The 15,034-nt window shown below is 66.5% G+C and carries 15 protein-coding genes; 7 read left to right on the top strand and 8 right to left on the bottom strand.

From position 1 onward, the window contains the following. Positions 1 to 601: 601 nt before the first annotated feature. The 4 genes from IPK85_13810 to IPK85_13795 all read left to right on the top strand — a co-directional run bounded on the left by IPK85_13810 (position 602) and on the right by IPK85_13795 (position 3,750). A complete protein-coding gene (locus IPK85_13810; protein MBK8248464.1) occupies positions 602 to 1,123 on the top strand; it encodes a hypothetical protein in 522 nt (173 codons plus the stop codon). A 915-nt stretch (positions 1,124 to 2,038) separates the two neighbouring features. Then, a complete protein-coding gene (locus IPK85_13805) occupies positions 2,039 to 2,539 on the top strand; it encodes a hypothetical protein (GenBank protein MBK8248463.1) in 501 nt (166 codons plus the stop codon). 19 nt (positions 2,540 to 2,558) lie between these two features. Then, positions 2,559 to 3,269, top strand: coding sequence for a hypothetical protein (locus IPK85_13800; protein ID MBK8248462.1), 711 nt, complete (start codon positions 2,559 to 2,561; stop codon positions 3,267 to 3,269). 229 nt (positions 3,270 to 3,498) lie between these two features. After that, the gene (locus IPK85_13795) at positions 3,499 to 3,750 is read left to right on the top strand and encodes a DUF2188 domain-containing protein (GenBank protein MBK8248461.1); all 252 of its coding nucleotides are present in this window, start codon (positions 3,499 to 3,501) and stop codon (positions 3,748 to 3,750) included. 196 nt (positions 3,751 to 3,946) lie between these two features. On the opposite strand, the gene IPK85_13790 is transcribed toward IPK85_13795, so the two are convergent. The 3 genes from IPK85_13790 to IPK85_13780 all read right to left on the bottom strand — a co-directional run bounded on the left by IPK85_13790 (position 3,947) and on the right by IPK85_13780 (position 5,792). After that, a complete protein-coding gene (locus tag IPK85_13790) occupies positions 3,947 to 4,144 on the bottom strand; it encodes a hypothetical protein (protein ID MBK8248460.1) in 198 nt (65 codons plus the stop codon). A gap of 266 nt (positions 4,145 to 4,410) precedes the next feature. Continuing rightward, positions 4,411 to 4,827 (bottom strand): hypothetical protein, encoded by a 417-nt coding sequence (locus IPK85_13785; protein MBK8248459.1) that lies wholly within the window; start codon positions 4,825 to 4,827, stop codon positions 4,411 to 4,413. Beyond that, entirely contained in the window at positions 4,788 to 5,792 is a 1,005-nt protein-coding gene (locus IPK85_13780; protein MBK8248458.1) for a beta-lactamase family protein, read from the bottom strand. The genes IPK85_13785 and IPK85_13780 overlap by 40 nt, the downstream gene beginning before the upstream one ends. A gap of 174 nt (positions 5,793 to 5,966) precedes the next feature. Between IPK85_13780 and IPK85_13775 the strand changes: the two genes are divergently transcribed. After that, positions 5,967 to 6,374, top strand: coding sequence for a BlaI/MecI/CopY family transcriptional regulator (locus IPK85_13775; GenBank protein MBK8248457.1), 408 nt, complete (start codon positions 5,967 to 5,969; stop codon positions 6,372 to 6,374). Further along, entirely contained in the window at positions 6,371 to 7,504 is a 1,134-nt protein-coding gene (locus tag IPK85_13770) for a M56 family metallopeptidase (GenBank protein MBK8248456.1), read from the top strand. Before IPK85_13775 ends, IPK85_13770 begins: the two co-directional genes overlap by 4 nt. Positions 7,505 to 8,589: 1,085 nt before the next feature. On the opposite strand, the gene IPK85_13765 is transcribed toward IPK85_13770, so the two are convergent. The 4 genes from IPK85_13765 to IPK85_13750 all read right to left on the bottom strand — a co-directional run bounded on the left by IPK85_13765 (position 8,590) and on the right by IPK85_13750 (position 10,264). Next, positions 8,590 to 8,787, bottom strand: coding sequence for a hypothetical protein (locus IPK85_13765; GenBank protein MBK8248455.1), 198 nt, complete (start codon positions 8,785 to 8,787; stop codon positions 8,590 to 8,592). After that, positions 8,784 to 9,365 (bottom strand): sulfatase-like hydrolase/transferase, encoded by a 582-nt coding sequence (locus IPK85_13760; protein MBK8248454.1) that lies wholly within the window; start codon positions 9,363 to 9,365, stop codon positions 8,784 to 8,786. Before IPK85_13760 ends, IPK85_13765 begins: the two co-directional genes overlap by 4 nt. Beyond that, the gene (locus tag IPK85_13755; GenBank protein ID MBK8248453.1) at positions 9,362 to 9,919 is read right to left on the bottom strand and encodes a sulfatase-like hydrolase/transferase; all 558 of its coding nucleotides are present in this window, start codon (positions 9,917 to 9,919) and stop codon (positions 9,362 to 9,364) included. Before IPK85_13755 ends, IPK85_13760 begins: the two co-directional genes overlap by 4 nt. Before the next feature lie 102 nt (positions 9,920 to 10,021). Then, positions 10,022 to 10,264: a hypothetical protein gene (locus IPK85_13750; GenBank protein ID MBK8248452.1), complete on the bottom strand. Its 243-nt coding sequence runs from the start codon at positions 10,262 to 10,264 to the stop codon at positions 10,022 to 10,024. Positions 10,265 to 11,768: 1,504 nt separating this feature from the next. Here IPK85_13750 and IPK85_13745 point away from each other — a divergent pair. Then, a complete protein-coding gene (locus tag IPK85_13745; protein MBK8248451.1) occupies positions 11,769 to 13,568 on the top strand; it encodes an ATP-binding protein in 1,800 nt (599 codons plus the stop codon). 175 nt (positions 13,569 to 13,743) lie between these two features. Here IPK85_13745 and IPK85_13740 read toward each other — a convergent pair whose 3' ends face one another. Next, positions 13,744 to 14,859 (bottom strand): HD-GYP domain-containing protein, encoded by a 1,116-nt coding sequence (locus IPK85_13740; GenBank protein MBK8248450.1) that lies wholly within the window; start codon positions 14,857 to 14,859, stop codon positions 13,744 to 13,746. Positions 14,860 to 15,034 lie beyond the last annotated feature (175 nt).

The raw sequence follows: 15,034 nt of genomic DNA, 5'->3' as shown, positions 1-15,034 counted from the left end.
CGATGACGACACCCGCGCGCCGGCGAGGCGACACACCGCACGCCCTGTCGACACCTGTGCACGCCTGACATGAGCTAGCGCGATCCGTGCCGACAGCACTGTCGGCTTCACACACGACGCCGCGGCTCGTCCACGCCCCGCTACTGACCTGACGAGCGACAACGCAGCCAATGCATCCCGCAATGCGCAGCGCGTAGCCACCACTGCGCTGCGGGCAGGAACCACTGCGCCGCGTGCAGGGATCGCTGTGCGCTCGCCAGCCGCCACGGCTCACCGGCCCGCCACCATCGGGCCATGCGCTTCCCCCCGTTGCTCGGACGCCCGGCGGGGGCGCGTTTCCCGCGTCCACACCGCCCCAGGAGGGGCTTGCCCATGTTGTCCAGGCACAAGCAGTCCGTCTTCGTCTTCCGTCGCGTCCGCGACTTCCTCAGACAACCCGCCGGAAGCGGGTTCGGCTCCATCGAGAAGGTGGTCGCCCACCTCGACGCCGTGATCGAACGCCTCGAGGCCCACGCGGCCGATCCGGGACGCACGGTTCCGCGGCGTCAAGGCGTCGACCGAGGTCTCCCGGGCGCAGGTCGCCGCGCTCCGGCAGCAGTACATGCGCCCGCTCACGCATGCCGCCCGCGTCCTCTTTCCGCAGGACGCGGCGCTCCTCGCGGCCCTCAGCCCCACCGCCGCGCGCGACTACGCCGGCACACTGGCGGCGGCAGAGGCCATGGTGCAGATCGCCACGGCGCAGAAGTCCGCCTTCATTGACTTCGGGCTGCCCGACGACTTCGTCGAGCGGATGGTCCGGGCGACGGCGGACCTCCGAGCGCGGCTCGATGCGCGTTCGGCGGACATCGGGCGGCGTGCGGCCTCGACGGCGGGACTCCACCGGGAGTACCAGGTGGGCCGCGAGGTGGTGCGCATGCTCGATGCGATGGTCGCGCCGCGACTCTCGGCGACGCCGACGCGACTCGCGGCCTGGCGGGCGGTCTCCCGCTTCGCCCGACTGGGGCCCCCCGCTCCCTCAGGCCCCCGCTTCAGGGACACTGTCCAGTCCCCCGCCCGCTCCACCCAGCAGCTCAACGACGGGGGCCAGCCGTCCGCAGCACCACCCCAGGAACAGGCGGCGTGAGAGTAAACGGTCCCTATCGGCGCCTCGACGGGGACCGTAAGCTGTAGCGCCACGACACCGGAGGGTAACCGCCATCCCGCCAGAACATCGGTTCCCCGGAATCGACCGGGGTCCGGCGTCCGTCGCGCTCCAACTCGTTGTCCCGCTTGAGGTAACGTGATATCGAGGTCCGAAGGGATCTCCCCGTGCCAAGGGCTCTCGAAGACACGCAAGACGCGTTTCGACCACTCGTGACCGTTTACTTGGTGAGCCCCCCTTCGAACGCGCGTGCCCTGCGCCGCGCTCACTTTCAACGTCATGACCGACCTCATCCCGCCGCCTGACGCGCTCCCCTCCGGGCCGGAGCCCGACGATCTGTCGCGATGGACTCCGCCCCTTCCACCATCTCTCCAACCTCTGGAGAGACGAGTACCGCAGCCTGCTGAGTTTCGCGCGCTCCCCTGGTCGACCCTCCTCACGCGGAGGACGTGGTGCACTCCGCGGTGCTCCGCCTCATGAAACGCCTGACCGAACCCGCGGCGCCCACGGAACCGGAGCGGCAACTGGGAATGCTGTACCTGTTCGTGCGGGACGCCGCGCAGGCGCAGCAGAGGCGACAGCGGCGACGCACCATCCGCGAGGTGCTCATCACTGGCCCGACAGAGGCCCTGCGGCGACAGGTAAGTGCGGCGTTGCCCTCGCAGAAGCGAGAGGTGCTTCAAACCGTCGAACAAGCCCTCGCCGCGTTGCCGCCCCGTATCGCGGAGACCTTCTTGCTCGCCTACGACCACGCCGTCGGGTATGACGCCATCGGCGCATTTCTGGGCATCTCCCCGCCGCGGCCCGTTCCAACTACGCCAAGGCCTGCGCCCGCCTCCGCGACGCACTCAGCGCGGCCGGCGTCGAGCCCGGTGACCTCAACGAGCCATACCCCTCATGAGCCGCGAGCGCCGACCGCTTGGCCCGCCTTACTCGGACGAGGAAGTGGCCGAAGAGCTGATCGCCGAAGGCACCTTCAACCTCACGCCCCAGGACGTGGAACTCGCCGAGTTCATCGCCGGTCGCCTCCCGGATTGGCATCAGGCAGACGTCGAGCGGCGCGTCGAAGAAGACGACCAGTATCGGGCGTGGGCCGCCCCGCTCCTTGCGCTCCGCGAACTTCGGCCGCGGCGTGTCGACGACATTTCCAGGAACGATGTGTTGAGTCTGGAGCGGGCAATCGCGGGAGGACTCGCTGGGGGTGCCGGAGGTCCGCCCCCGGAGGAACTCGCACGGCGCCGGCGCGTCGTCCGGGGCATGCTCTGGCGGTGGCTCCTCATGTTCGGCCTCCTGATGGCGATCCCCATCATGCTCGTGCTCAACCGATCCCGATGGCTCGGTCCCGATACGGCGAATCAACGCCCGGTCCCGGCGTCGACGCCACGTCCAGTCCGTTGAAGCGACCAGGAATGCCAAGGTGACCCGGCCGCGCGATCACTTCGGTCCGCCGTATTCCGAGGCGGAACTTGCTGAGGAGCGTGCCTTTCATGCGGCGCATCCGGAGGATGGGGAGCTGGATACCCTCGGACACTTCCTCGCGGGACGGGTGCGACCACGCCCGGTCGACCTCGTCGCTCCCGATGCGGTCACCTCATTGGAACGCGCCATCGCGAACTCCCTGGCCACGACGCCGGCCCGGCCGATCGGCCCGCCGGCTCGGCCGCGCCTCAACCTCCTCGTGCGCGTGGTCGGTCGTGTTGGCGTGGCCGCCATCTTCGCCACCTGCGCCGGCAGTGTCGTCCTCTATCTCAACGAGGATCCCCGCCATGACGTCCTACGCCCCACCTACACCCGTTCCCCACGGGTCGAATTCGACTTTAGCAGCGGAGGCCGGGCCTTGGGCAAGGCGCAGCACGACGCCGATGGCGTGGAGCGCGTGACCGTCGTCGGCCCCATCACGCTCACCGTGACACAACCCCCACCAGCCGAGCGGGCCCCAGGTGAACGCGTGGCGCTGCGCCTGGTCACGCGGGAACACATCGTGGACATGTTCGAGGGCCAGCTCGCCGTGTCGTTCGATCGATCGGGGCAAGAGATCCTCACGCTCTTGTCACCCGGCAAGGCCAACTATCGACTCAGAACCGAGGGGCCGGAACGACTGCGCCCCCTCAAGCTGACCTCGCCGTAGCCCGGAGAAGAACCGCCAGCTCCATGCTGCACCCTCGCCATGCGAGGTGACGACCATCCGTCGCGTGCGATTTCCGCCCCGGATGATCCCTCCCATGGCCACCAGTCCTGCCTCACGTCGTGACGGACGCGCCACGGCGTACTTCAGGACACACCCTCGCTCTACCTCGGACCCGCCTCGCGCATCGTGCGCTCGGATTCGAGCGTGACCACCTTCTTCCCATCGCCCCATGGCAACCCGCCGTCGCAAGCGCAACATCCATGTCGTTCCCTCCGGTGGCTGCTCCGCCTTTGTCCCTCGCGTGGCGCGCGGCAAGCGACTTGTCGAATGCCCCCGCACGCAAACCGAGGCGATCGCGATCGCCGTCCGCGCGGCACGCCGCCGTCGCGTCGAGGTCGTGATCCATCGGCCCGATGGCACGATCCGGGACTCCGACAGCTACGGTCGTGACTCTCGGCGACATCGCGATCTGAAACACTAGACCCGCTGAACGAGCGTGCGCCTTTTCAGGCGCACGCTCTCCCGTGGTTCGCCCCTGGGTGCAGGAGTCGTCGCCGAGGGCAACCCGGACATTCTCAACCGAGGCAGAAACGTCACCGTAAGCTGCATCGCGGCGACGCCACGCGCCACCAGGGAGCACGGCACCGGGCATTCAAAGCTTAGGCCACGTACCGCCCCTATCGCTCCGCCCCCGCGTCGGCATCGACGGACGCGTTCCAATCACGGAGCAATCGCGCGAGCCGACGCGCCACCTCCGGACGCTGCGCCGCCAGGTCCCGGGCCTCTCCCGGATCCTCCCGCACATTGAACAACAGCGCCGACGGTCCGTCCACGAGCAACTTCCAGTCGCCGTCTCGCACGGCCTGCTGCGTCACCCCCGGCACGGGTGCGCCAGTAGAGCTGCCGCGGCTGCGCCGCCCGATTGGAGAGCGCAGTCGGCAGGAGGTTCACCCTTCATGGCCCGCGTCACGCGGGGACGTTCGCGCCGCGCACACTCCCCAACATTCCGTGCTCGATGCGAAACGTAGAGTTGTCGGGAAAGGCCATGCCCTATCGATAGTGCACGCGACGCGCGTTCGCCATTGTCCGTGAGGGAGGGCGTTAGCGCGCCCCAGCGCGCGTGCCCTCCCCGCATGGTCCCCTACGGCGTCGTCGCCCCGCGTCTCAACGGAATGGCCAGCTTCTGCTGGAACAGCGTGAATCGCGGCGACACGCCAGTCACTGGCTCTGCGAATTCGACCATGATGCCAGATGGGACGGACAGAAAGCGGCGGTTGCCCACGTACGTGAGCGGAAAAGGATCTTGCCCTACGGCCTGCCCTTCAAGTGCCGCGCCATTGCGTCGAATGGTGATCGTGAGGCCGTACTCGGGTGCCGCATAGTCACCCGCGAACGCGGTCGCGGCCGAGTCGGGGAGTGCTGCGGGCATAAACGATGGCAGCGGCTCCGCCGTGCCGTAGAGAATGTCCCATACCTGAAAGAAGACGCGGTCGATTGGATAGTTGTGGCCGTTGATGGTCAACGCGAGCGAGAGGGAGTCGTCGGGCACATATCCCATGAGTGCGGTGTGCGCACCAATCGATCCATTGTGCGCATGCCCGGATTTGTTGGCGCCAGGAATGGTGAACGGACCAAGACCTTTGCCAGCGTCGCGAGTCCCCCGACAAAGCCGTGCGTGAGCTCAGACCGCGACGACGCGGAGATCAAGCGTCCACGGAACAGCGCCGCGAGGAAGCGCGTGAGATCACTGGTTGTCGACACGACGCCGCCGGCGCCACCGCTGTTTTCGATCGCGTCATCAGGCTGGCGCTGCCAGTGGTTATCGGCGAAGTAGTAGGCGCGCGATTCGTTCTTCATGGGATCGACCGCGCCGCCATAACGCGTGCGGCGCAATCCGGCTCGGCGGACAATGCGACGCTGCAATTGCTCGGCGTACGACGATGACGTGATAGACTCCACGATGTAGCCGAGCAACACGAAGTTGGAGTTGCTGTATCGCCGTTGCGTGCCCACGCGAAACTGCGTTGGCATGCTGGCGATGCGTTTCAGGATCGAATCGCGCGTGATGGGCACGATGCCGTCCATACCCTGCGTGAAGTCGGGCACGCCGCTGGTATGACCCAACAGATCGCGAATGGTGATCGAGTCGGCGTTCGGGAGCCGCGGAAAGAACCGGGACAACTTGGTGTCGAGCGTGAGTTTTCGTTCATCAATCAGCTGGTAGATCATCACCGCCGTGAATGGCTTCGCGATAGAGCCCACGCGGTACATGGTGGCGCTATCGGCCGGCACCCAGCCTGCGGCCGCACTATCGCGGTAGCCGACGCTTCGCTGATACCACACGCGCTCGCCTTTGCGAATCGTGACCGTGCCCATCACGCGCTGACTCGTCCCGAGGATGTCAAACAGACTGTCCAACCGCGCCCGATAGTCGGGTGCCTGGGCCGCGGACGCGCCAGGCAAAGCCGCCAACAGGCATGATGCGAACATGGGCGCCCGTGCAGACCGCAAGAGGTTGGGCATCAGTGTCTCGAGAGAGTGGGCCAACGGCCGTGAAGAGCGAGTGTTACCCTTTGTACTGCTACCGACGGTAACATTCTGATCGATCGCTGTCCAGCCCCCCACCTCCTACGTCGCCCGTTCGAATGGGCGACGGCTTGACGCGGTCGTCGTCTAAGTGCTACAAATGGTAGCAATATGAACACGCAACCCGCCGGCGAGCCCCTCCCGACACTTGGAGACCTTGAGACCGAGGTCCTGCAGATGTTGTGGCAGCACGGTCCGTCCACCGCCGAACTCGTGAGGGAGCGGCTGGATCGCCCCCTCAAGGAATCGACAGTGCGCACCGTGCTTCGTCGACTGGAGGAGAAGGGCTACGTCAAGCACGACACCGAAGGGCGTACCTTCGTGTTCTCGGCGGCGACGCCGGCGGCGGAGGTTGCGGGGCGCGGCGTGCGAGATCTAGCCAATTGGCTGTACCAAGGCTCGGTCCCCGATCTGTTGGTGGGGTTTGTCGACTCAGACCAACTGCCGCCCGCCGAACTCGATCGCCTGGCCGAGTTGATCAACGCGGCGAGGAACAAGCGACCAGGAGCGACGTCATGAACGGCATGACGAACGGCGCGATGGTGCAACTCGTGCTTGAGTCTGCGATTCGCGCCACAGCACTCGGCCTCGGCGTATGGGGCGTTTCGCGCCTGATACAGGTTCGGCGCTCCGTGCATGCGTGGACCATGTGGATTGGCGTGCTGGCTGCCTCTGTCCTGATGCCAATCGTGGTGGTCCTGACCGCGCGTGCATTCGCGAGCGCGCCATCCGACACGACATTCGCTTCCTTGGCAAGCCGAGCTACAGCGGCTGCGACCGATCTTGGCATCTACGGTCGCATAGCAGGTATCGCCTACCTTGGCGTTGCCGGGCTGCTGCTTCTTCGTGTAGGCATCGGTGTGTTCGCGCTTGCTCGTGCATGGCGTACCGCGACGCCGGTCGCGAGGCTCTCCGCTGTCGGCGTCCGCGTTCGCTGCAGCGACGCGGTCGCAACGCCCGTTGCAACGGGCGCGGGCATCCTGCTTCCTGTTGATTATCCCGGTTGGAGTGCCGATACGCGCACGTGCGTGTTGACCCACGAGATCTCGCATCTGGTGCGGAAGGACTTCTACTGGCAGCTCCTCGCCCAGGTGTATGCGGCGGTATTCTGGTTTAACCCGTTCGCGTGGTTGCTGCTCCGGAAGATCGTTCTGCTCGCGGAGCATGTGAGTGACGACGCTGCGGTTGCAGCGATTGGCAGACCCGTAGACTATGCGGCGATGCTACTGCAGTTCGCCGGTCGACGGCCGAAAACGCTGTTGGCCGTTGGGATGGCCAGACCAGCCACCGTGTCGCTGCGCATCGAGCGGATTCTCCGGGGCTCACCGTCCACGTCGGTCGGCCGAGTTGAGCGGACGGTCCTGGCTGCGTGCATGGTGCCCGCGGTGTTGCTCAGCACGCTGAGTCCGCAGTTGCGCGTGCTGGGTCGCGCAGGCGTGACATCGCGCGCACCCGCACTGATGCCGTCGACGGTGCCGTTTCAGCCGTTGACCACGTCGCGCGTGGCGCCGCTGAACACGTCGCGCATGGCGGAGTTGAACACGTCGCGCATGGCGGAGTTGAACACGTCGCGCATGGCGGAGTTGAACACGTCGCGCATGGCGGAGTTGAACACGTCGCGCATGGCGGAGCTGGCACCGCCCCGGTAGGCGCGAGCCTAGTGCCGAGGACGAGCGGGCGCGCCGCAGCAACCGCCATCCGATCGGCATTACGAGGGGAAGATGACTGGAGTATACGCCGTGCGCACGAGGAGCGACACACCATTGGCGCCCTCAGTTTGGCACCAAGCAGGCTTCCCCTGCGGCACCCGATCAGTTCAAACCCTGTGTGATGTGGGAGCGTCCAAGGGGCAACCTTAGCTGCCCCAGTTTGATGGACACTGGGTTGAGCCGCGCTACTGCGGCCTGAAGGACCGGCTTCGGTCTCCATCGGACTGCGATACCCCAAGGTAGAATGCCTGGCGGCGCGGATTGTACCACCGCTCGATATACCGCCCCACGCCCTCCCGGGCCGCCCCGGGGTCGCCCAGTGCTGCTGCCGGAGCAGCTCGAATTCCAGCGTCGAGAAGAAGCTCTGCACCACGGCATTGTCGCAGCAGTTGCCGGCCCCGCTCATACTCGGAACCACGCCATGCCGGGCCAGCAGCGCCTGGTACGCCCCGCCCGCGTATTGGGTGGATTCAATCGGTCGTCGCAACACCTCATAGTGGAGGTGGACGATGGCGAAGGTGCGTAAACGCAGATCCGGACGGTCCACGCGAAGCAAATTGCGGTCGCCCGGCCGCCCACCGGTGCTGGCCCTGGGGGCGCGGCGGCCCGATGTCGACTTCGGCAGCGGAGGCCGGTTCCTTGGCAAGCCGCAGCTCGACGCCGATGGCGTAGAGCGCGTGACCGTCGACGGCCCCATCACGCTCACCGTGACACAACCCCCACCCGCCGAACGGGCCCCAGGCGAACGCGTGGCGGTGCGCCTGGTCACGCGGGAACACATCGTGGACATGTTCGAGGGCCAGCTCGAAGTGTCGTTCGATCGATCGGGGCGAGAGAAACGAGCGTGCGCCTTTTCAGGCGCACGCTCTCCCGTGGTTCGCCCCTGGGTGCAGCAGTCGTCGCCGAGGGCAACCCGGACATTCTCAACCGAGGCAGAAACGTCACCGCAAGCTGCATCGCGGCGACGCCACGCGCCACCAGGGAGTACCGTAGCGGGCATTCAAAGCTTAGGCCACGCGCCGCCTCTATCGCTTCGCCCCCGCGTCGGCATCGACGGACGCGTTCCATTCGCGAAGCAATCGCGCGAGCCGACGCGCGACCTCCGGACGCTGCGCCGCCAGGTCCCGCGCCTCTCCCGGATCCTCCCGCACATTGAACAACAGCGCCGACGGTCCGTCCACGAGCAACTTCCAGTCGCCGTCTCGCACGGCCTGCTGCGTCACCCCCGGCACGGGTGCGCCAGTAGAGCTGCCAGGCTGCGCCGCCCGATTGAGAGCGCGGTCGGGAGGAGGTTCACTCCTTCATGTCCCGCGTCACGAGGAACGGTCGCGCCGGCGGCCGCCGCGATGGTCGCCGTGAGGTCCATCGTGATCCCGACTTGCGCGGTCGTCCGCCCGGCGGGGATGCGCCCGAGCCAGCGCATGATCGTGGGGACGCGAATCCCCCCTTCCCAGAGGGTCCACTTGCGATGCCGGAACGGCGCATTGCGCGAGAGCCACTCGCCCCCATTGTCATTGGTGAAGACCACGAGGGTGTTGCGGGCGATGCCCAGCGAGTCCACCAGTCGTACCAACTCCCCGATGCCCGCGTCTGCGCGTTCGACCATCCGGGCGTAGTCGGCGCGGGTGCCGGGGTCGTCGTCACGGGCATCGAGATGCGCCGCGTTGCGCGCGGCGCGGGTCTCGCGTCCTGGCGGCTGGTACGGCCAATGGGGGGCCGTGTACGCGACCTCGAGGAAGAACGGTCGCGCCCGGTGCTCACGCACAAACCGCAGCGCGCGTTCCGTGATGAGGTCGGTCATGTAGCCGTCCACCGTTGTCGGCGTGTCGCCGTCGAACAGGTCCGGGCGGCCGGCACCATCGGTGTGATGGTAGTAGTCGACGTATCCGCTCTTGATCCCCAGAAGGTGTCAAACCCATGGGCGCGCGGCGAGAACTCCGGCTTGTAGCCCAAATGCCACTTGCCGATGAGCCCCGTGGTGTAGCCCCGACCCTTCAGCAACTGGGGGAGCGAGCTGCCACGCACAGGCAGCCCGCGCTCGGCGAACGACGACGACGCGCCGCCGAACGCCTCCTCGATCGCCACTCGTTGCTGGTAACGCCCGCTGATCAGCGCCGCCCGCGTTGGCGTGCAGAGCGGCCCGTTGGCGTAGAACTCGGTGAACCGGATCCCCTGCCGGGCGAGGGCGTCGAGATGCGGGGTGCGAATGTCCTGCGCCCCGGTGACGCCAAGGTCTCCGTAGCCGAGGTCATCCGTGATGACGAGCAGGATGTTGGGCGGCGCGGCGTCCTGGGCGCGCGGCCGGCCGGCGGCGATGGCCAGGACGAAGAGGGCAAGCAAGGGCGACGATTGCATGCCGCGAATGTCAGCCGATCCCTCCACCTGCGCCAGACCGGCGAGACGCGGAGCTCAGGTACACCTCCGCCTCCCGCCGATGCCCCATCGCCCCCCCCAAGGTCAGTCGCGGACCCCTCGCCACATCTCGAACGGCCAGGTCGCACCCACGACGAGTCCAGCGCCGAGTCCAACCCCTGCCCCGACCCAGGCGTCCCGCGCCCGGTGTTCGTGCTCATGGTCGAGGTCATCGATCGCGATGGCCGCCGCCATCCCAAGCCCCCATCCGACCCCCAGCAGGAGCGAGCTTTTCCACCGCGAGGCGCCGGTGCTGACCTGGGCCTTTGTGATGGACGTTCGGGCCACCCCCGAACTCCCCAGTGCCCCCTCAGGCGCAGCCAGACGGAGTCGGTATTCGCGCGCACAAACTGCCCGATCACGTTCTGGCGCGCGCGTTGGAATGGCCCCTGCCGCAACGAGTCGCGAATGGTGAGCTGCACCCGATTCCCCACTGGGGTCTCCGCGAGTGTTTGCGCACCGGCCGCCGTCGCCGCTCCTGCATAAGTAGCAGCCACCATGAGGTGACCGATCAATCGTAGTGTCGTTCGCACAGCTCCCTCCCTGTCGTCGCGGACCGGGTCCGCGTCCACACCGGTCCGCTGCATCCCTTGCGTCAGACGCTGCCACGCCAACACGCGGCGCCGGCGTGCACCTGCATCCTACCTCAATACTCGTCGCCGGGACATCAGCAATTGGGGCACCCGGTGTGCAGGAAACTCGCGTCGGGGATTCCTGTCCGAGGGTGTCACGGGTGGCCACACGCGAGCGGGCGACACCTCCTCGCGACAGGCGGCTGGGGACCGGGGGTGCGGTCGCGCGTTCCATGCCGCAGGGGGCCGGACCTCGGAGTCGGGGCTCACCGCCGGGGGGGTCTGGCCTGGCGCTGCAGGCGGAATCCGGGCGGCGCCTGGCCGGCGCCCCCTGGCCAGTCCGGCTCGGGCAAGACCGCCAACCGACGAGGCCGCCCGGGGTGGCTTGACGCCTACGTGACGGCGGATGCCAGATTAGCGCAACCGTTCTTCGGGCGTTGACCTTGTCGCGCTCGCGAGTCTCCTTATGCGCGCGCTCACTTTCGGTCCGCCAGTTTTCGAGACCCCGATTGCCCGGATCGAACCCGACGCGGAGATCCTGTTCGGGGTGCTCCTGTACGTGTCCGCGTCCGACCCGCGTGGGGTGGCGCGCGACGAGCTGTGCCGGATCATCTGGCCGTCGTCCACGGGTGAACAGGGACGGCACTCGTTGCGCCAGGCGTTGTATCGCCTGCGCCAGCTTGGGGTTCCGATCCACCTGCGCGCGGGTCACGTCTCCATAGACGAGAATGACACCGAGATCGACTTGCGGGAGCTATTGCATGGCCCGATCGATCGCAGCGAGCTGGTGCGCATCGGGACCCAGCCATTCCTACCCGGCTACTCGTCGCAGTTGGGGAGCGCCTTTCGGGAGTGGGTGGAGGAGCTGCGCGATCGGGCCGCCGCCGTGCGTCGACGAGCGCTGGCCGCTGCGATCGTGGACGCCAGGGCGCAGGCGCGTTTTGGCGACATCCATGAGCTCGCACGCGCGCTCCTGGCCCTCGATCCGCTCAACGAGACGGCGACGCTGGCGCTCGCTGAAGCGCTGGTGATGGACGGCAGCAAGGTAGACGCCCTGATGCTGCTGGACCGGTACGAATCCGAGGTGGGCGAGGTCAGCGACGCGTTGCGCATCCCGGTGCGGACGTTGCGGCGCCGGGTGTCGGAGGGGATGGATGACGCCCTGATGCCGTTGCGCTTCGAGGTGCCCTTTGTGGGCCGCGCGAAGGAGTTTGGGGAGCTTGCGAGACGTGTGGGCGGGGACGCGTCGCGGCATGGGGCAATGCGCGTTGGTGACCGGGGAAGCGGGGATCGGCAAGACGCGCACATCCACGGAGCTCTTGCGTCTGGCGGTGCTCGACGGCGGGCTCGTGGTGACCTACACCTGCGGAGCTGGCGACACCATCGCTCCACTGTCCAGCCTGTTGGGATTGACCGGGATGTTGCTAAGCCAGCCCGGGGCGTTGGGGTGTGGCCAGGAGCACCTGCATTACCTGCGCCGGCTGCTGCACCCGGATCCACAGCAGCCACTCTCGAGCGGCATGACGGCGGACCTGGCCTATGCCCAGCTGGTGTATTCGCTGTCCGAGTTGGTGTCGGCGATCGCGGAGGAGGCGCCCCTGGTGATCTTCATCGACGACGCGCATCGGTTGCACCAGACCTCGTGGCGCATTTTCACGGATGTCACGCACCGGTTGCCTGAGCGGTCGCTGTTGCTCCTGATGGCCGCGCGCCAGCTCCCGGACTTCTATGCGACGCTGGGTATTACGGGATCGGATGGCCGGGTGCGTCATGTGCGGTTGCCGTCGATGGCGCAGGGCGATGCGGTGGCGTTCCTGGAGCGTTGGTCGGAGCGGAATCGGGTTCCGTTCACGCCGGCGGAAGTGACCCGGTTTGCGGCCACCGCGGCCGGGAACCCGTTCTACTTGGGGGAGCTGGCGGCCCATCGTGGTCGCGGGGGATCGGACGACGCGCCTCCGTCGACGATTCGCGGGCTGATCGAGCTGCAGTTTGCGGGTTTGCGCGAGCATGCGCAGCGGGTGTTGCTGGTGGTGAGCCTGTTGCAATCGCATGCGACGCTGGAGCGTGTGACGCGGGTGTTGGGATTGACGCCGATGGAGTTCTTATCAGCGCTTGAGGAGTTGGAGCGCGCGGGATTGGTCTTGTCGCATTCATCCGCCATCCGCCTTAGGCATAGGACTATTGCAGAGGTGATCCAGCGAATGGCGTCCGCCAGTGCCCTGACATTCGCTCGCATCCGTACGGCCGAAATACTCGAGCGCGAGGCCCATGCAAACCGCGACCCCGACCTACTCGCGACGGCGAGTGAGAGCTGGGAGCTCGCGGGGTCCTCCGACCGAGCCGCTGAGGTAGCAAACACTCTCGGCGAGCTTCTACTGTCGCTTGGTCTCGCGAACGAATCCTCGCAGTCGCACAAGCGCGCAGCGCTGCTAGCTTCGTCTGAGAAGGTGCGCCGCAGGGCCAAGCTGCTTCTCTTGCGGGCGTTATACGCAGCGAACAGCTGGGCCAGCCTCACGGAGGAACTCGCCCTGCTGACCTCAAGCGCAGGCGACAAAGTCGACGTCGAACTCAGCCTCTATCAAGCAAGCGCCGACTACTTCTACCGTCACATACCGCCGAATCCAACCGTCGTCGTTGCAGCGCTACACGCGGACGGTCTACCGGACGCACTCCGGGCTCATGCTGGGCTTCTGGCCGTGGCAGCCTGGGACGAGTCGCTGGGGACTTGGCCACTCCCTGTGGAGTACGCCCGCGTCGAGTCAGTCGCGGCGACATCAGCCAGCACCGAAGCCAGGAGCCTTCAACTCATCCTGGCTGCGATCGGCGGTGACGGGGAACGAGTGCAGGGACTGACGAGGAGAGTCGTCTCGACTGAGCGACAAACCAACCCTGCACTCAGGCTCCGGGAGCTTCGCCATGCCGCCTATGCCTTGATCCGCGTCGGCTCCTCGGACCAAGCCTGGGAACCACTTTCCACGGCGCTGTCGGATGCGGCCAGACTTGGCCTATCACCAGCATGAGCACGCGACGTTGCTAGGACTGGCGCAGATAGCCGCGCACACCGGCCGCGTGGACCGACTTCGCAGAGTCGTTGAACGCTCCCGCGAGCTCACCAAGCCAGCGGAGCCTCTCGCCCTTCGGCGTCACATTTGGATCCTGAGTCAACTCGCGTTCCTAGATCCAGCCGAGGACTATTCACTGGAGGCGAGTGATATACTCCGCGCGCTCGCTTTGCGAATCGCACCCTCTCGATGGGCCGGCGGAGCGCGTCGGCCTCCAGCTGTTTTTGCGCCGCGCGTTCAGTTGGCGGAAGGCGCGGAGGTCGACGCCGGGATTGAGGGACCGCTGCCTGTCGTGATGGCGCGGGGCGCGTGGGACCATCTGGCGCTGGCGGCGGCAAAGCACATTTCCTTGACTAGCGGCGTAAAGTACGCCAAGGCGTTCTGGGCCTCGTATACCGAGAAACTCCGGCGGGATCGGAAGGGGCCAGCCCCCGCGATCCTTACGTGCCTCTCGGAGCTCGCTCTCGCGTGAACCTACGCCACGGTGGCGGTAGGGGCCGCACTCGGTTGCGTGAGCTGCGACCTTCGCGCTGCATGGTAGAGTTCCTCCAAAACCTCCTTCAGACACTACCGCGTCGCATATCGCTGGATCGAACTGTCGGCCCCGGAACTTGATGAACTCCTTCCTTGCTTCCTCGGGATCCAACGCTCGCCGGTACGGCCTGTCCGTTGTAATGGCATCGAGGGTATCAGCGAACATGATGATCCTAGACGCCAGGGGAATATCCTGACCCTTTCGACCATCCGGATAGCCTGTTCCATCCCAGTTCTCGTGGTGATGGCGCACAGCGGGCACCAGATCCCTAAGGCTCGACACTAAGCCTACCAGCTCCGCACTTCTGATGGGATGACGCTTCATGATGTCCCACTCCTCTGCGGTCAGCCGTCCCTCCTTCGCAAGAATCCTTGCGAACTCCTCATTGATCTTCCCGACGTCATGCAGCAGGGCTGCGACTTGGACCCGCTCAACCTCCTCGGGCTTTAGACCTATTGCCTTGGCGATCTTCGTCGCTGCGGACGCGACACGCTTCGAGTGGCCCGATGTATACGGATCGCGCGCCTCGATTGCGGCCACCATCAGATCGAGAAGCTCTTCGGTAACGCGAGTGAGCTCGATCGTCGTGCGCGACAGCTGACGGACCGCAAGTAGCGGCAATACCATCCCGGCCGCACCGAGCCATCCAAGATGGGAGGCGAGCCACGCGAGGTAGAAGGCGATGACCACCTGCAACCCGACCAGGACCGGCATGGGACGCAGCGTTGTCCAAAGCGATCGTAGGAACGGCTGGTGCCTTGGTCGCGGCTGATGATAGCCGCCACGCAGAACAGCGTTTACCAGGGTCATCGTCGCAAAGGCCGCTGCTGCCGGCAGTATGCTCGATCCTCAAGCCCATCGACAAAACTGAGGCTCCCATCGCCTCCGC

Source organism: Gemmatimonadota bacterium, assembly GCA_016712265.1.
In the GTDB taxonomy this organism is placed as follows: Bacteria; Gemmatimonadota; Gemmatimonadetes; order Gemmatimonadales; family Gemmatimonadaceae; genus RBC101.
Note: the sequence above shows the minus strand (reverse complement) of the source record. Positions and strands in the feature narration are given on the sequence as shown.